Annotated in this window: 15 protein-coding genes and 1 pseudogene; 6 read left to right on the plus strand and 10 right to left on the minus strand. The window is 60.1% G+C overall.

The features are described 5' to 3' along the window. Positions 1-70: 70 nt before the first annotated feature. The 4 genes from BK659_RS04820 to hutC all read right to left on the minus strand — a co-directional run bounded on the left by BK659_RS04820 (position 71) and on the right by hutC (position 5,150). Positions 71-1,537 (minus strand): purine-cytosine permease family protein, encoded by a 1,467-nt coding sequence (locus BK659_RS04820; RefSeq protein ID WP_123423980.1) that lies wholly within the window; start codon positions 1,535-1,537, stop codon positions 71-73. A gap of 177 nt (positions 1,538-1,714) precedes the next feature. After that, entirely contained in the window at positions 1,715-3,403 is a 1,689-nt protein-coding gene (gene hutU, locus BK659_RS04825) for a urocanate hydratase (RefSeq protein ID WP_123423981.1), read from the minus strand. 482 nt (positions 3,404-3,885) lie between these two features. Continuing rightward, positions 3,886-4,458, minus strand: a complete 573-nt coding sequence (locus tag BK659_RS04830; protein WP_123423982.1) for a HutD/Ves family protein — start codon at positions 4,456-4,458, stop codon at positions 3,886-3,888. 23 nt (positions 4,459-4,481) lie between these two features. After that, positions 4,482-5,150 (minus strand): histidine utilization repressor, encoded by a 669-nt coding sequence (gene hutC / locus BK659_RS04835; protein WP_236721995.1) that lies wholly within the window; start codon positions 5,148-5,150, stop codon positions 4,482-4,484. A gap of 187 nt (positions 5,151-5,337) precedes the next feature. Between hutC and BK659_RS04840 the strand changes: the two genes are divergently transcribed. Next, entirely contained in the window at positions 5,338-6,702 is a 1,365-nt protein-coding gene (locus BK659_RS04840) for a formimidoylglutamate deiminase (protein ID WP_123423983.1), read from the plus strand. A 133-nt stretch (positions 6,703-6,835) separates the two neighbouring features. Here BK659_RS04840 and BK659_RS04850 read toward each other — a convergent pair whose 3' ends face one another. Both BK659_RS04850 and BK659_RS04855 read right to left on the minus strand, forming a co-directional pair. Beyond that, positions 6,836-7,405, minus strand: a complete 570-nt coding sequence (locus BK659_RS04850; protein ID WP_123423984.1) for a lipocalin family protein — start codon at positions 7,403-7,405, stop codon at positions 6,836-6,838. A 31-nt stretch (positions 7,406-7,436) separates the two neighbouring features. Next, positions 7,437-7,691, minus strand: coding sequence for a hypothetical protein (locus BK659_RS04855; protein ID WP_007933963.1), 255 nt, complete (start codon positions 7,689-7,691; stop codon positions 7,437-7,439). A gap of 28 nt (positions 7,692-7,719) precedes the next feature. Between BK659_RS04855 and BK659_RS27710 the strand changes: the two genes are divergently transcribed. The 5 genes and pseudogenes from BK659_RS27710 (at position 7,720) to BK659_RS04870 (ending at position 10,564) form a co-directional block, all read left to right on the plus strand. Beyond that, on the plus strand, positions 7,720-7,899 hold the full coding sequence (locus BK659_RS27710; protein ID WP_185015281.1) for a hypothetical protein: 180 nt from the start codon (positions 7,720-7,722) through the stop codon (positions 7,897-7,899). Positions 7,900-7,983: 84 nt separating this feature from the next. Continuing rightward, positions 7,984-9,006 (plus strand): annotated as a pseudogene (locus tag BK659_RS28250) (HAMP domain-containing protein); the annotation flags it as partial. Between the two features lie 93 nt (positions 9,007-9,099). Further along, the gene (locus tag BK659_RS28255) at positions 9,100-9,864 is read left to right on the plus strand and encodes a methyl-accepting chemotaxis protein (RefSeq protein ID WP_404942513.1); all 765 of its coding nucleotides are present in this window, start codon (positions 9,100-9,102) and stop codon (positions 9,862-9,864) included. A gap of 98 nt (positions 9,865-9,962) precedes the next feature. After that, positions 9,963-10,235 carry a type II toxin-antitoxin system Phd/YefM family antitoxin gene (locus BK659_RS04865; RefSeq protein ID WP_123423986.1) on the plus strand — a complete coding sequence of 91 codons (273 nt, stop codon included), beginning with the start codon at positions 9,963-9,965 and terminating at the stop codon, positions 10,233-10,235. After that, the gene (locus BK659_RS04870; protein WP_123423987.1) at positions 10,232-10,564 is read left to right on the plus strand and encodes a type II toxin-antitoxin system RelE/ParE family toxin; all 333 of its coding nucleotides are present in this window, start codon (positions 10,232-10,234) and stop codon (positions 10,562-10,564) included. The genes BK659_RS04865 and BK659_RS04870 overlap by 4 nt, the downstream gene beginning before the upstream one ends. A gap of 14 nt (positions 10,565-10,578) precedes the next feature. Here the strand turns inward: BK659_RS04870 and BK659_RS04875 are convergent, their stop codons facing one another. The 4 genes from BK659_RS04875 to BK659_RS04895 all read right to left on the minus strand — a co-directional run bounded on the left by BK659_RS04875 (position 10,579) and on the right by BK659_RS04895 (position 17,422). After that, positions 10,579-11,181, minus strand: coding sequence for a DUF924 family protein (locus BK659_RS04875; RefSeq protein WP_123423988.1), 603 nt, complete (start codon positions 11,179-11,181; stop codon positions 10,579-10,581). 3 nt (positions 11,182-11,184) lie between these two features. Next, positions 11,185-12,195 (minus strand): class 1 fructose-bisphosphatase, encoded by a 1,011-nt coding sequence (locus BK659_RS04880; RefSeq protein ID WP_123423989.1) that lies wholly within the window; start codon positions 12,193-12,195, stop codon positions 11,185-11,187. 272 nt (positions 12,196-12,467) lie between these two features. Then, entirely contained in the window at positions 12,468-13,832 is a 1,365-nt protein-coding gene (locus BK659_RS04890) for a DUF3999 domain-containing protein (RefSeq protein ID WP_123423990.1), read from the minus strand. Continuing rightward, complete coding sequence (locus tag BK659_RS04895) at positions 13,829-17,422, minus strand: DUF2339 domain-containing protein (RefSeq protein ID WP_123423991.1); 3,594 nt, start codon at positions 17,420-17,422, stop codon at positions 13,829-13,831. Before BK659_RS04895 ends, BK659_RS04890 begins: the two co-directional genes overlap by 4 nt. Between the last annotated feature and the right edge of the window lie 95 nt (positions 17,423-17,517).

The raw sequence follows: 17,517 nt of genomic DNA on the forward strand, positions 1-17,517 counted from the left end.
GTCGGTGGTGACCCACACCTGCCAGATCTCAGGATGTTCCTTCATGAAGATCTTCGCCAGTTCCGTCCAATCAGATTGCTGCAACGCGGCCAGCCCCACTTGTTTTCGCTTCTGAAGCGTCGCCCTGCTCTACCGGCAGGATCAGGCGCTCAGGCACTTTGCTGTGCCACTTCTTGGCGGCGAAGTAGTACATCGCTGCCGGGACCACCAGACCGATGATCCACGAGATGTCGGTATCACCGAGGCTCGCGACCAGAGGGCCGGTGTAGAAGTGGGTGGAAATGAACGGCATTTGAATCAACACGCCGAACACGTAAATGCTGATGCCCATGATGTTCCAGCGACCGTAGCGACCCTCTGGGTTGGACAGTGCCGGAATGTCATAGCGTTCTTTGGTGATGCAGTAGAAGTCCACCAGGTTGATCGCGCTCCACGGCGTGAAGAACGCCAGCAGGAACAGGATGAACGCGGAGAATTCCTTGAGGAACGAGTCCTTGCCGAGCAACGCCAGGGCAGCGGCGAGCGACACCATGATGAAGATGTACAACAGGCGTACACCGCTTCCAATGTGGCGGCTGCCACGGAAGCCACTGATGATCGTCGCGATCGACATGAAGCTGCCGTAGGCGTTCAACGTGGTCACGGTGACTTTGCCGAAAGCCACGGCGAAGTACAGCAGTGCCGCGACAATCCCGGTACCGCCCAGGCTGACGATGAACGACACCTCGTGGTGAGCGAACTGCGAACCGGCCAGGGCTGCGGCGAACACGCCGAAAACCATCGACGCCTGTGCACCGATCACCGAACCCAGGCCAACGGCCCAGAAGGTTTTCGACGCAGAAGTGCTGCGCGGCAGGTAACGCGAGTAGTCCGCCACATAAGGGCCGAACGCGATCTGCCAGGACGCCGACAGCGACACCGCTAACAGGAAACTCGCCACCGAGAAGTGCTTGTTGCCCAGCAGCGCGCCGATGTCGTTACCGGCCAGCAGTTTGTAGAACAGGTAGATGAACGCCACCACGCCCAGCACACTGGCGACCCGGCCAATGCCGTGGATCACCCGATAGCCGAAGATGGTGAAGACCATGATCGAGCCTGCGAACAGCGTGATACCGACCCAGTCTTCGACGTGCAGCAACTGTGCTACCGCCTGCCCGGCCAGCAAGGAGCCGCTGGCCGAGAAGCCGATGTACATCAGGCATACCAGCACCAGCGGAATCACCGCCCCATACACGCCAAACTGCACGCGGCTGGAAATCATTTGTGGCAAGCCGAGTTGCGGGCCCTGGGCCGCGTGCAGCGCCATGACGCCACCGCCGAGCAATTGGCCGATCAGCAAACCGATCAACGACCAGAACACATCCCCGCCCAGTACCACCGCCAATGCACCCGTCACAATCGCGGTGATTTGCAGGTTGGCACCCAACCACAGGGTGAACTGACTCAATAGACGACCGTGTCTTTCCGCTTCCGGGATGTAGTCGATCGAGCGTTTCTCGATCAACGGTTTACTGCGTGCACGATCATCATTTGCCATGGTTCAACCTCTGTGGATTGTTCTGGGAAATCATTGTGAAGCCGCTGCATAGGGGCTCTGCTTTTGTGGGAGCGAGCTTGCTCGCGATAGCGATGTGTCAGCCAACACAGGTGTTGAATGTGCCGGCCTCATCGTCGGAACGCCGCCCGGAGCAAGCTCGCTCCCACAAGTACTGCGTTATTTACCGGTGATCATCGGCAGGTTCAGGCCCTGCTCCTTGGCACAGTCGATAGCGATCTGATAACCGGCATCGGCGTGACGCATAACGCCGGTAGCCGGGTCGTTGTGCAGCACGCGAGCGATACGCTCGGCCGCTTCGTCAGTACCGTCGCAGACAATCACCATGCCCGAGTGCTGGGAGAAGCCCATGCCGACGCCGCCACCGTGGTGCAGGGAAACCCAGGTCGCGCCGCTGGCGGTGTTGAGCAAGGCATTGAGCAGTGGCCAGTCGGACACGGCGTCGGAGCCATCCTGCATGGATTCGGTTTCGCGGTTAGGGCTCGACACCGAACCGGAGTCCAGGTGGTCGCGGCCGATCACGATCGGTGCCGACAGCTCGCCGCTGCGGACCATTTCGTTGAACGCCAGACCGAGCTTGGCGCGCAGACCCAGACCCACCCAGCAGATACGTGCCGGCAGACCCTGGAAGCTGATGCGCTCGCGCGCCATGTCCAGCCAGTTGTGCAGGTGGGCGTCGTCCGGGATCAGTTCTTTGACCTTGGCGTCGGTTTTGTAGATATCTTCAGCGTTGCCCGACAGTGCAGCCCAACGGAATGGACCGATACCGCGGCAGAACAGCGGACGGATGTAGGCTGGTACGAAGCCTGGGAAGTCGAATGCGTTCTCGACGCCTTCTTCTTGCGCCATCTGACGGATGTTGTTGCCGTAGTCGAAGGTCGGGATACCTTGCTTCTGGAAATCGAGCATCGCTTTGACGTGGACGGCCATGGATTGCTTGGCGGCTTTGATCACAGCAGCCGGCTCGGTCTTGGCGCGAGCGCGGTACTCTTCCCAGGTCCAACCGGCTGGCAGGTAACCGTTGAGCGGATCGTGGGCGCTGGTCTGGTCGGTGACCATGTCCGGACGCACACCGCGACGGACCAATTCCGGCAGGATTTCTGCCGCGTTACCCAGCAGAGCGATGGAAATCGCTTTGCCTTCCTTGGTGTATTTGGCGATGCGCGCCAGCGCGTCGTCGAGGTCTTTGGCCTGCTCGTCGACGTAACGGCTTTTCAGACGGAAATCGATGCTCACTTGTTGGCATTCGATGTTCAGCGAGCACGCGCCAGCCAGTGTAGCGGCCAGTGGTTGAGCGCCGCCCATGCCGCCTAAACCTGCGGTCAGGACCCAACGACCGGTGAGGTTGTCGTTGTAGTGTTGGCGACCGGCCTCAACGAAAGTTTCGTAGGTGCCCTGAACGATGCCCTGGCTGCCGATGTAGATCCAGCTGCCGGCAGTCATCTGGCCGTACATGGCCAGGCCTTTGGCGTCGAGTTCGTTGAAGTGTTCCCAGCTCGCCCAGTGTGGCACCAGGTTGGAGTTGGCGATCAGCACGCGCGGGGCGTTGCTGTGAGTCTTGAATACGCCGACCGGCTTGCCGGATTGCACCAGCAGGGTTTCGTCGTCATTCAGGTTGGTCAGGCTCTCGACGATCTTGTCGTAGCATTCCCAGTTACGTGCCGCGCGACCGATACCGCCGTAAACCACCAGTTCTTTAGGGTTCTCGGCCACTTCCGGGTCAAGGTTGTTCATCAACATGCGCAGCGGCGCTTCGGTCAGCCAGCTCTTGGCGGTCAGCTTGTTGCCGCGGGCAGCACGGATTTCTACGTCACGATATTTCGTTGGTTTCTGGGTATTGTCAGTCACGAAAAAAACTCCTCAGCAATCAATCCAAACCAGCCCAGACAGTGGGCGAGCAAGCCAATGGGCGAAATGTGCACACCGGCGAATCAGTGGACGATGGTCGAGTCTTCGTGACTCATACGCATACGTCTTTACTTGTACATACAAGCATATGCAATCAAGCGGCCAACTTTCTGGATGGCGGTTCAACAAAGTGCTGAATCTGGCTGAAAAGCCCTTGGGACAAGGGGTTTCCGGGTGTCGATATTTTTGGGGGAAGGATTTTTTCGAGGAGTGACAGTTGTTACCTGAGCGCGGTTTTGCGCCACGCTGGGGCGTTCGGTAACAAATTGGTGCGCACAGGGAAACGAATTTCGGGGGGACGGAAAGCAAAAGATCGCAGCCTGCGGCAGCTCCTACAGAATTGGCGTCCATCCGCAATTATTACGGTGAACACGATCAATGTAGGAGCTGCCGCAGGCTGCGATCTTTTTAAGGAGACGGGATCAGAGCGCTGTCAGTTCAATCACGCAGCACTGGCCGCTGACAGAAACGTCCAGCAGCCCGGTGTTACCGCTCAGTTGCAGGCAATCATGACGACCCAGAGCATGGGCCGGGCTCCCATCGATCCGAACCTCAAGTGCGTCAGCCGCGCTGAAAACCAGCAACGTTCCGGTCGAACTGAAAAACCGTTGCTCGCCCTTCAGCCACTGCAACCGCGCCTGGTAACGATTCGGCGCATAAATCAGGTTGAAGTCGCGAATCGCACCGCCAAGCAGCGTGCAAGAAACCTGGCTTTCGCCGCTGAACGCAAACGGGTCCAGCGGTAACAGTGGCCGCGTGTTCTGTCCGTCGACCGTCAAGGTCATGCCTTCGCCCTGCAGCACGGTGATGACCCGCTCGTAGCCGGCAAAGGTGGAGAAGCCGCCCGACTCACCGATATCGGCAATCGACAGGCGCCAGCCAAAGCCATCCAGGCCTGTCCCTGCATCGCGGGTGATTTCTTCGGTGCTGCCGCCGCCGTTTTTCCACGGCATGCGCGGATAATTCGCCGCGCGCAAAACGTTCAACTGACCCATTTTCGCCTCTTGTTGATGGCTGTTTATTTGTGAAACCGCCCTTCCAGACGATGGCGGGAACCTGGATGAATCAGACGAGCGGCCGTCACCGGCTGGCGCCCGGACCAGGTCCGACGGCGAATCAGCAGGCACGGCTCGCCTTTTTCGATCTGCAGCAATTTGCATTCGGAAGGCTCGGCAAGAATCGCTTCGACCACGTGCTCGCCTTCGGTCAATGGCGCGACCTGATTCAGATAGGCGTAAGGCGTTTGCAGGGTGAAATCCTGCTTGAGGTATTCCGGCGCGACCAGCGCATTGACGAAACGGTCCTCGATTTGCACGGGAATATCGTTCTCGAAATGCACGATCAGCGAATGAAAGACCTTCTGGCCTTCACGCATGTCCAGCGCCAAAGCACGTTCGGAACCGGCGGCCTCTTCTTCGAGGGTGATCACCTTGCAGGTGTGGCGGTGGCCACGGGAGGCGATTTCGTCGGCAATGTTATGCACTTCAAACAATGCGGACTGGCTTTTGGGTTCGGCGACAAAGGTGCCGACGCCCTGCATGCGCACCAACAGACCGTCAGTCGTCATCTCGCGCAGAGCGCGGTTGATGGTCATGCGGCTGAAACCCAACTGGCTGACCAGTTCGCTTTCCGACGGCACGCGGTAGTGCGGCGGCCAGTTACCACTGTCGATTTGCTGGGTGATCATCTGTTTGACGCGAGCGTACAAGGGCGCCGGACTGTCGCCCAGATTGGCACTCAGCGGAGATACTGCAGGCGGAGTCGGCACAGGAAATCCTTGTTCGTTGATGAAAGTCACTAGCTTGCCGGAGTTTACCGAGCAGGCAAACGTCTGTATATGTATATACAAATAACACACGATGGGGTACTGAACCATGTCCGCCTTCTTTGCCGAACGCGCGCTACTGCCTAGTGGATGGGCCAACAATGTACGTCTTGAGGTCAGCGCCGATGGCCTGCTGACCCACATCCAGGCCGATGCCAGCGCTGAAGGCGCCGAACGGTTGAGCGGTCCGTTGCTGCCGGGCATGCCGAATCTGCACTCCCACGCTTTCCAGCGGGCGATGGCTGGCTTGGCCGAAGTAGCGGGTAATCCGAACGATAGTTTCTGGACCTGGCGCGATCTGATGTATCGCCTCGTCGGAAAAATCAGTCCGGAACAACTCGGGATCATCGCCCGCCAGCTGTACATCGAAATGCTCAAGGCCGGTTACACCTCGGTCGCCGAATTCCATTACGTGCACCACGACAACAACGGCCATCCGTATGCGGACCCGGCCGAGCTGTCGTTGCAGATCAGCCAGGCGGCCAGCGCCTCCGGCATCGGCCTGACTTTGCTGCCCGTGCTCTACAGCCACGCAGGCTTCGGTGGTCTGGCGCCGAATGAAGGTCAGCGGCGTTTTATCAACAGCACTGAAAACTACCTGAAACTACAAGCACGCTTGCAGCCACTGCTGGCGCAGCAACCGGCGCAACAACTGGGCCTGTGCTTCCACTCGTTGCGTGCGGTCACGCCGCAGCAAATCAGCGAAGTGCTGGCGGCCAGCGACAAGCAATGCCCGGTGCACATCCACATCGCCGAACAGCAAAAGGAAGTCGACGACTGCCTGAGCTGGAGCGGTCGCCGTCCGTTGCAATGGCTGTACGAAAATACCGACGTCGATCAGCGCTGGTGCCTGGTCCACGCAACCCACGCCAACCCGGAAGAAGTCAGTTTGATGGCCAAGAGTCGCGCCATCGCCGGCCTGTGCCTGACCACCGAGGCCAACCTGGGTGACGGAATTTTCCCGGCCGTGGACTTCCTCGCTCAAGGCGGACGCATGGGCATTGGCTCCGACAGCCATGTGTCGCTGAGCGTGGTGGAAGAATTGCGTTGGCTGGAATACGGCCAGCGCCTGCGCGATCAGCGACGTAACCGCTTGTATGGCGCCGATCAACCGATGGTCGGGCGCACCCTGTACGACGCCGCGCTCGACGGTGGCGCACAAGCGCTGGGCCAGCCAATTGGCGCACTGGAAGTCGGCAAACGCGCCGACTGGCTGGTGCTCGACGGCAACGACCCTTACCTGGCAACCGCCAGTGGCGACGGGATTCTGAACCGTTGGCTGTTTGCCGGTGGTGACCGCCAGGTGCGCGACGTGCTGGTGAACGGCAAGTGGGTAGTGCGCGATGGGCATCACGCGGGCGAAGAAGACAGTAACCGTGCGTTCACCCAGGTCCTGCGCGACTTACTCGGCTAACACCGAAAAACCTGTGGGAGCAGCCGGTCGACGCTCGATTGCTCGCGATAGGGCCATCAGGTTCAACAATGATGTTGACTGACAGACCGCTATCGCGAGCAAGCTCGCTCCCACATTCGGTATTCGCTCGTGCTTACTTCGAGGTCTGGGCCATTTTGGTGTCCGACACCCGCCAGATCAGGCGTGTGGTGTCGTAACCCTGCTGACGCGCCCTGCTCAGCAGTTCCTCGCGGGTATCCGCGTTGACTTCCGGCTTGCGTGACAGCAGCCACAGGTTGCGCCGATTGGGGCTACCGACAATCGCGGTCTGGTAGTCATCGCTGACATACAGCACCCAGTAATTACCCTTGCTCATGCCTGGCAACAACCGGGTAAACCAGTTATCGAAGTTCACCCACAGCTTGTCGTTCTTGCCGGGAATCTGCGGCGTTGCCGTGCCCTTGGCCTCTTCCCATTTCCACTCGGGAGTCAGGCAACGGTTCAACACGTCCATGTCACCATCGGCCTTGAGGGTGTAATGGGCTTCGGATTGCGCGCAGTTACGCTGGAAGTACATGGGCATGCGCGCCAACTCGTACCATTTACCCTGGTAACGCTTGAGGTTGACGCTATGGGCCGTTTTCGGCGCCAGCGAATCATCGCCAGAAGTGGCGCAGCCGGCCAACAACAGACCGGCCAAAAGAACTATTACTAACCGCATCATTATTTTTCTCCCGTGGGCGTTTGGCCCCGGTTTACTTCAGGCCTTGCCCGGAAAACATCAGCACTTTGTCACCGGCATACTGCACGCTGATAAAGCTGTTCTTGTCGCCCCAGGTGCAGCTGGACATGCCCAACGCGCCTGAACAATCAGCAGGTTTTCCCAGCAAGGTTTCGACCTCGGCCTTGGGCATGCCCGTCGACAGTTTCGAATAGTTTTCCTGGTTGATCTTGCTGCACGCGGCCAACAGCACGCAAAACGACAGCAAGGCGATAGATCGCAGCGACATGGTGTAACTCCTGGAAAGAGGGGAAGGCATGGCTGCCAACCAGAAGCTTAGAAGAGAAAACCCCCGTCTGGTTCCCACCGGCAGCGGGTATTTCTTGAATGGCAAAATCGGCATTTCGCCCCAAAATCGGGCATTTTTTCCCATTGCCCGACATTTCGTCGGTTTTTGTAAAACCCGCCTAATCTTTGGCGCTGCCCTGTCGACATAGAAGCAGCGCCAAGCCCTCTCCTGCGGCAATTTGACGCTCCTGTTGATCAGTCCTCCCGCGGTAGCGCCTTTAATGACCAGAAACATGAAGTTCAGCCACAAGATCCTGCTCGCCGCTGCCCTTGTGGTTGCCGTAGCGTTCGCCTGTTTTATTCTGTTCAACGACTACCGTCAGCGCCAAACCCTGCGCAGCAGCACCGAGTCCTCGATGCAGGAACTCGGCAGCCTGACCACCAGCAACATCCAGACCTGGCTGGAAAGCCGCATTCAGTTGCTGCAATCGCTGGCCCAGCAAGTGGCCGTCGACGGCCCGGCGCTGGACAGCCTGAAACGCGCCGTCGGCCTGCCGGCCTACACCAGCAACTTTCAGTTGAGCTACTTCGGCGGTGCCGACGGCGTAATGTTCTCGGTACCGGCCGGCAATCGCGCGGCGGACTATGACCCACGCGCCCGTGGCTGGTACAAAGCCGCCAACAGCGCACAGCAGACCATCGTCACCGAACCCTACATCGCTGCGTCCTCGGGCAAGCTGGTGATCACTGTTGCCACGCCCGTGCAGCATCAGAACCAGATGATTGGCGTGGCTGGCGCAGACATCGACCTGAGCAGCGTCAGTGCGATCATCAACTCGCTGAACTTCGGCGGCCACGGCCACGCGTTCATCGTCAGCAGCGACGGCAAGATCCTGATTCACCCGGACAGCAAACTGGTGCTTAAAAACCTCACCGAGGCCTATCCCGCTGGCGCACCAAAGGTCAGCCCCGGCATGAAGGAAGTCGAGGTGGACGGCAAGGCCCAGTTCATCTCGTTCACCCACGTCAACGGCGTACCGTCGGCTGACTGGTACGTGGCACTGGTACTTGACCAGGACACCGCGTTTTCGATGCTCAGCGAGTTCCGCACCTCGGCGATCATCGCCATGGTAATTGCCGTGGTGATCATCATCACGCTGCTCGGCATGCTGATCCGCGTCTTGATGCAGCCGTTGCTGACCATGGGCCGCGCCATGCATGACATCGCCGAAGGTGAAGGCGACCTGACCAGACGCCTGACCATTCATGGCCAGGACGAGTTCGGGGCGCTGGGTACCTCGTTCAACCGTTTCGTCGAGCGTATTCACACCTCGATCCGCGAAGTCTCGTCGGCCACTGGCCAAGTCAACGAAGTCGCCCTGCGTGTCGTCAGCGCCTCCAACTCGTCGATGTTCAATTCCGATCAGCAAGCCTCGCGCACCAGCAGCGTGGCGGCAGCGATCAACCAGCTCGGCGCCGCCGCCCAGGAAATCGCCCAGAACGCGGCCCTCGCCTCGCAACACTCCAGCGACGCCCGCAGCCTGGCCGAAGACGGCCAGCAAGTGGTGGATAAAACCATCGCAGCGATGCAGCAGCTGTCGGCAAAAATCAGTGACTCGTGCGGCAACATCGAAACGCTGAACAGCAACACGGTGAACATCGGGCAGATTCTGGAGGTGATCACCAGCATCTCGCAGCAAACCAACCTGCTGGCCCTCAACGCCGCCATCGAAGCGGCGCGTGCTGGCGAGGCCGGACGTGGTTTCGCGGTGGTTGCCGACGAAGTGCGCAACCTCGCCCACCGCACCCAGGATTCGGCGCAGCAAGTGCAGAAGATGATTGAAGAGCTGCAAGTCGGCGCCCGTGAAGCCGTCGCCATCATGACCGACAGTCAGCGCCAGAGCGAAACCAGCGTCGGCATTGCCAACCAGGCCGGTGAGCGCTTGGGTAGCGTGACCCAGCGCATCGGCGAAATCGACGGCATGAACCAGTCGGTAGCCACCGCTACCGAAGAACAGACGGCCGTGGTCGAGTCGATCAACGTCGACATCACCGAGATCAACACACTGAACCAGGAAGGCGTGGAGAACCTGCAATCGACCTTGCGCGCGTGCGCCGATCTTGAGCAGCAGGCGGCGCGGTTGAAGCAGTTGGTCGGTAGTTTCAGAATTTAATCCAAGTGGCGCACATTACGTGCGCCTGTCAGGTGAAACTGACGAAGGACTGAATTAAGACTAAACTCAGTCCTATCTACCAGAAGGAGATCGATTTCATGAAGCTTTCCTCTCAAATAAAACCCATCAGCTACCTGAAAAGCCACACCGCCGAAATCGTCAAGACCATCACCGAGAGCCGTGAACCCTTGGTTATCACCCAAAATGGTGAAGCAAAACTGGTTGTCATGGATGTGAAAAGCTTCGAAGAGCAAGAAGACACAATGGCCCTGCTGAAGCTACTGGCAATGGGCAACCGTGAAATCGAAGAAGGTAAATTTCGAAATGCGGAGGACGTTTTCGCGGAGCTGGACAGGGCTGATCATCAATGAGCTTCGATGTCGTCATTCTTCAGTCCGCAGAAACAGACCTCAAAGAACTCCGTAGCTACCTCACCAAACACTTCTCTTCCCAAACATGGCAAGTCACCTATACCGCTCTGAGGGCCGCCATTCGCCATTTGGCGACACAGCCTTATGCAGGCTCAATCCCAGAAGAAATCGAAAGGCTCAACATCAGCCAGTATCGACAGATCCTGTCAGGGAAGAACCGGGTCATTTATGAAGTACGGGACAAGACTGTTTACATCCACATCATTGCCGACACGCGAAAAAACCTGCCAACCCTGTTGATGAAACGACTTCTTCAAATGAATTCGTGAGCTCGACACAGTAGTTAAAACCGCGCCCCAGGCCCACTCAAAAACGCCAACTCTTCTGGCGTGTTCTCACGTCCAAGAATCTCGTTGCGATGGGGAAAGCGTCCAAACCTTGCAATGATCTTCTGATGCCGTTCGGCGTAATCGAGGTTATCGGCAAACACCGCCCGATCCGCCTCGGGCTGCTGTGCCAACAGATCGGTAAAACGTGAGACGGCTTCGCTCTGCACCGCCAGATTTTCGCAATGCTCGAACACCAGGTAGATGAATACCCGCTGGATGGGCAGCAGTTGCCGATCGAAATCCGCGGCAATGCCTTGCGCCACCAGAGCCTGAGCTCTCAAGTCGCCTGCGAAGGATTTGGGGGTTTCGCGAAAGATCATTCGCGGTAACTGGTCGAGCAACAGCACCAGGGCCAGCCAACCTTCGGGACGTTGCGTCCACTCGGTCAATCCGCCGGCCAGTGCCTGTTCCACCAGATCCCCGAAACGCGTGCGCGCTTCGAGGTCCTGGCTGTCACGCTTGCCGAACCACAACTTGCCCTTGTCAGCCGCTACGTCATCAGGTGCTTCGGCTGAACCGAACCACCATTCGAGCAACGGCTGCCAGGGCGCGCTCATGGTTTACTCCTTGTGGTAAGCCGTGACGCGTTCAACTTCTTCTTTCGAGCCGAGGAACACCGCAACACGCTGGTGCAGGCCTTCCGGCTTGATGTCGAGAATACGCTGGTGACCGTCGGTGGACGCGCCGCCAGCCTGTTCAACCAGGAACGACATCGGGTTGGCTTCGTACATCAGACGCAATTTGCCCGGCTTGGAGGGCTCGCGGCTGTCACGTGGGTACATGAACAGGCCACCGCGGGTCAGGATGCGGTGCACGTCGGCCACCATCGCGGCGACCCAGCGCATGTTGTAGTTCTTCTTCAGCGGGCCTTCTTCGCCAGCCAGCAATTCGCCGACGTAGCGTTGTACCGGCGCTTCCCAGTGACGCTGGTTGGACATGTTGATCGCGAATTCCTGAGTGGACTCCGGAATCTTGATGTCTTCATGGGTCAGCACGAAGCTGCCCATTTCACGGTCCAGGGTAAAGCCTTTCACGCCATCACCCAGAGTCAGCACCAGCATGGTTTGCGGGCCGTAGATGGCATAACCGGCGGCTACCTGTTCGGTGCCTGGCTGCATGAACGCCTTTTCATTCAAGGGTTCGTTCTGGCTCAGGTATTCGTTCGGGCAACGCAGCACCGAGAAGATAGTACCGACCGGCGCGTTGATATCGATGTTCGACGAACCGTCCAGCGGGTCGAATACCAGCAGGTAGGCGCCTTTCGGGTATTTGCCCGGGATCTGGTAGGCATTGTCCATTTCTTCGGACGCCATGCCGGCCAGGTGACCGCCCCATTCGTTGGCTTCGAGCAGGATCTCGTTGGAGAGCACGTCGAGTTTCTTCTGGACTTCGCCTTGCACGTTTTCAGTGCCCATGCTGCCCAGAACACCACCCAGGGCGCCTTTGGAGACAGCGTGGCTGATTTCCTTGCAGGCACGCGCCACGACTTCGATCAGAAAGCGCAGATCGGCAGGCGTGTTGTTGCTACGGGTCTGCTCAATCAAATAGCGACTCAGGGTAACGCGGGACATGGAAGGCTCCGGAGGAATGGGGGCTAAAAACCCGCGCAGTTTAACGCGAGTCGTTGCGCAATTCCTCTTATCAGACGAGATTCACTCAATAGAGTTCATGCGCGGGGTTGAGCGTAGTTCGAAACCGGGCGGGATGTGACCGCGAGATCGGTGCCAGTTTTGATATTTTTGGTGGTTTCAAGGACGCCATCGCGAGCAGGCTCGCTCCCACAAGAGTGCCTCTGTACCTGTGGGAGCGAGCCTGCTCGCGATTGGGTGCAAAGCACCCACGCTCAATTTTCAGCAGGTGGCTTGCGCAGCAGACTGAACGCCATACCCGCCAATCCCGCCACACCGAGCAAGAGCACCGCCCACAAACCGATCTTCTTCCAGTTCGTGCCGGTCGCAATCGGTGTCACCGCCGTAACGGGCGAAGTCACCACCGCCCCGCCATCAACCTTGGCCTGCCCCAAGGCCGCCAGCCGCTTGGGACTGTAATCGGGAATCAGCGTCGACAGCGGCAAGCTCGCCGCTTTAACCGTCGCGCTGCCCAGCGCCAATGTGTACGGCCCCGCTCCGCGCGCGAGGAACACCAGCCGTGTCGAGCGCACGGCATAGCGCACTGTCGGGGCTTGTGCGCCCAAACCACCGCCGCGCTCGTCGACGGTCAGTTTCAACTGTTGCACCACTTGAGCCGGTACCTGTAATTCGTCCTGCAGTACGTCCTGACCATTCTGCGTCAGCCGGTACAGCAAACCGCTGCTCAAGGTCTGCCACGGCAGACTGCTTTCGCGCCGACCCGACAGGGTCACCGGCGCCAGGCTATTGGTCTGGTTCAAGTCAACCTTCAACCGCTCGACGCTCAAGCCCATCGGCAACTGCCAGGTGTATTCGCCGGCCTTGGTGCTGCTGCCGGCCAACGGCTCGGACCAGACCAACGGTTGCGGCAGGTAGCTGGAACTGGCGCTTTGCAATTGCGCCGAGGTCAGCGCCGGCGCCTTCTGCGGGGTTTTCCACAGTAAACGCAAATAACGCGCGCTCTGCCCCGGCAAGCTCACCTCGTGCTGCTCGACCCGCTGATCGGCAAACGACAGTCGCGCCACCTGGCCTTCGCCCCACGGCTGCCAATGCTGCAAGTCGTCGCTGGCCTCGATACTGAAACGCTGGAAGCCATCGTGCTCGCTGTTCCAGTCGAGGATCAACTGCTGCAACGGCGCCTTGATCGCGCTGGCGTCCAGCAACCAGCCGCGCAGCACTTCTTCGCCAGCTTCGGGCTGACTCGACGGCTGGACTTCCACCAGCGTGCCATTGGCGTTCAACTGCACGCGCACACTCGGCACCGCGTCGCGGGCAGAGCTCGAGTCGTAAAGCGGGAACCACTTGACGTCACTCACCAGAAGATTTTCGCGGCTCTGCGCCTGCTCCCGCGCCAGCGAATAGGCCTGCACCTCGCCGGCAGCGTTGAACACCCGCACGTCGCTGAGATCGGTCTGGCGCGCATTCAACTGCACCGCCAGCGGCAATTCGAGGCGATACCACGGCCCCTCGCCACTCAGGCTCAGCGGCACCTGAGTGGTGAAGTCCGCCGGTGTTTCCTGAGCATGGGCCGACAGCGCCGCACACAGTCCAACAGCGCCCAGCGACAACTTCAGATTCAAGATGACACTCCTTCAGATTCATTGGCCGGCTTTTCAGGCTCAGGCGTTGTTTCGCCACGTTTGGGCGGTAGCGGTGCGAAATAACCGACCACCAGCAGCAACACGCCCACGCCGATAAACGACACGATCCGCGCCAGCCCGCCACGGTTACTCAATTCGACAAAGACCAGTTTGGCGACCACCAGCGCGATCAACGCCGCACCGACCAGCCAGACTTCCCGACGATGACGCAAATGGCCGCCGATCATCAGGCTCAGGGCGATCAAGGTCCAGACGATCGACAGACCGGCCTGCACCAGCATCGACTCCAGCAAGGCATCCAGCTCATACGGCACGCCGCCCCAATGGTGAGCACTGCGCATCACCAGCGCGGTGAAGAAGGCGAACAGCGAAACCCCGGCCACTACTTGCGTGGCGTGCTCGGCGTAATCGGCGCGAATCGCCAGTTGGCTGACCGCACTGCGCGACCAGACATAAACGCCGAACAAGGCAAACAGCAGGCCGATTTCCAACGGGTTGAGCAACGGCAAGTAAGGCAACGGTTCGGCGGTGCCGTCGCTGGCGATGTTCGCCAGCCAGAACCAGCCGAGCATCAACAGCGCCAGCGGCAGCGCGGCGTACACGCGGTACTCGCGGGCATACGCCGAGATCGGCCACGGCCAGGCACGCGGTGCGGCCATCAGCACCAGGTACAGACTCGGCAGAATCGCCCAACCAAGCCAGCGCCAGGCGTTGTACTGCTCGGACAACACCAGCAAGCCGTAACGCAACTCCAGCGCCAACACGCCAATCAACAGCCAGCAACCCAGCACGTGAGCAGCGCTCAACGCTCGCGCGGGGAGCATCGGCGCCAAGCGTCGCAGCGAGATGAAATGCACCACAAACACCGCCGCCCACGCCAGCCAGCCGAGATTCGCCGCCGGGTGATAACGCGAATGCCAGGCCGCGACCAACACCAGCGCCGCTGCCGGAATCAACAAGGTGCAGAGCACGCCCAGGGCCGGCCAGTGCAATCGCCGGGACAACAACGTCCACAACGCGACACTCAGCGCCGCAATACCCAGCAGCAACGTGGCTTGCAGGTTCAGCGGCGCAAACCGCAGCACTTCGCTGATCAACGCCAGTGCCCACCAGGCCGCGCCCCACACCAGCAACAACTCGGACAAACGCCGCAAGCTCAAGGCATCGAACGCGCTCGCATGATTGCCGAGCTGCAAGCGCCAGGCGCCGACCATCGCCGCCAGACCGAGCACCATTGGCGTCCAGAAACCGCTGTGGCCCAATGGTCGCAATCCTTCGCTGCCAAGCGGCCCGAGCAGTTCGGGACCGGCGATCAGGAATGCCGCGCCGCCAATCACCTGCAACAACAAGCCGAAGACAAAACTCACCCGCTGCTGCAAGTACAGGCTCAGCCAGATGATCAACAGACCGCTGGCGGCCCACACCGCGCTCGCCGTTTGCCACGGCAACACAAACAGCACCGCGAGATTGATCAGCACCAACCCGGCCAGCAATACCACCGACAACCCACGCAGCAACCGCACGTCACTGCGCACCATGTCGTCGCGGGCGGCGAACAGCATCCCGCCGATCAATGCCAGACCTATCAAGGACGCAGTGAGCAAACCACTCCAGCCAGCGCTGAACACCGCCGTCGCCTCACCGCTGGCGCCTTGCAGCCGCAGCAGGAACAACACCCCACCGAGCAGTTGCACCGCGAACGCAGTAAACAGGAAGGTCCGCGATTGCAGGCGCAAGCCCACGAACAATGTCACCAAACCGGCCAAGGCCCAGCTGATTGCAGTGCCGTGGGTGAAGAAGAACAACGGCGCCAGCAGATAGAGAAAGGTCAGCCCGGCGCAGGCCAACACGGGCAGGCCCTTGCGTTCCCAGACCGAGGTTTGCTCAGGGGACGCATTGCGCAAGTGATAGAAACTGAACAGCAACGCCACGCCGAGCATCAGCGCACCGAGCGGCGAGCCAGCCAGCAGGCTGCTGTCGCCCAGGCTCAGTTTGCTGAGGAACGCCAGCGCCGAACCCAGTTGCAGCAGCAAGGCAAAGCCCCGCGCCAACGGCCGATGCTGACGCAGGCCGAGCCAGTAGATCCCCGCGCCCTCCACCGCCCAGGCGGCCGCGGTCCAGCGCGCATCCAGACCCAACGGAATCGCCAGGCTGGCGAAAATCACCCCCAGCGCCAGGCAGGTTTCCGCCAGCAGCAGGGCTCGACCGCCGCTGAGAAAACGCGCCAGCCCCATGTAAACGATGCCCAACGCCAGTGCGCTGAACGCGGCGGCGAACTCAAAATGATGGATCAGCGCGAACTGCAAGCCGAAGCCCACCAGCGGTGGACCGAACAGCATCGTGCCGTCGACGTAGTCACCCTTGCGCGCCGACCAGCGCAGCAACGCCTCACGGCTGTCATTCTCCGGCGCGTCACTCATTTCGAGCAATTTGCGCCGGGCGAACAACAAACCAATCGCCAGGTACATCAGGAAAAACACAATCAGAAACGGCTCGGTGCTCCACAGCAGTTCCGGCGTGTAAGAGCGCAGTCCCCAGGCGAAACCGATGCCGAAGGTGCCGGCAAAGCCGATCAGGTTCAGCGGCCGCCAGGCCTTGAACCAGGCGATGGCAAGGATGCCGGCGTTGAGCAGGGCGAAATAGCTGAACAGCGCGACATGGTTGCCGGCACCGGTGGAGGTCAGGATCGGCGCGGCAAACCCGCCCAGCGCCGCAGCGCACGCCAGGGCCAGCGAGTCCTGGGTGATCGCCAGAATCGCCGAGAACACCGTCACCGCTACCAGCAAGCCCAACGCCGCCGTCGGGTCGAGCAACGGGTGCAGGCGCATGGCGGCGAACACCGTCAGGTACAACACGGCGATGCCGGTGCCCTGCAGGATCAACGCATAGTTGGTGTTACGCAGCCGCAACCACCAACCGAGCCCGAGCAATGCCAACGCGGCCGCAGCGACCCCGGCGTAACGCAATTCAATCGGCACCACCATGCCTTCGGTGGCGTAACGCAGCAGGAACGCCAGACCGAAGAACAGCAGCACCACACCGACCCGCAGCACGGTGTTGCCGCCAAACAGCCAATTGCGCGCGGCGGCAATGCCGCGCTCGAACAGATTCGGGCCCCGGGGTTCTGCAGGTTGTTGCGGTTCGCTGGGTTGCGGGGTCCAGAGATCGGCGGGCTCGGGTGCAATGCTTGCCTGCACCGGCTCGAATTCGGGCGGCAACTCCCAGACCAACTCTTGCGCGGCCGGCAATGGTACCGGACCCGTTTCAGGGGCTTGGTCAAAGACGAATTCAGGAGAGGGCGTTGGCTCACTGGCCGTGGGCGGTTCGGCGGCCGGGGCGGCATTGATGCCATGGGTTTCCAGCAACGCCAGCCGCTGTTCGACTGCATCGAGGGCAACCTGCGAGCGTTCCAGCTGAAGACGCTGCTCGTCCGCTTGTGAATTCAGGCGCCGCAGCACAATCGCCTGCCCCGCACCCAGGCCGATCAATGCGCCAATCAGCGCATCGCTGAGAGACTCATCGAGCACCCAGCCCAGCACCAGCCCTATCAGCATGAAAATCCATTGCATGGTCAATATCCCTAAGCGGCCCATTGCCGGGCGAATCCGGGCACAACAGCGTCTGGCTCAGTCTAGTGTGAAACAGCACAAACCCTGTGGGAGCG

It is taken from the genome of Pseudomonas brassicacearum (genome assembly GCF_003732225.1).
Classification (GTDB): Bacteria; Pseudomonadota; Gammaproteobacteria; order Pseudomonadales; family Pseudomonadaceae; genus Aquipseudomonas; species Aquipseudomonas brassicacearum_E.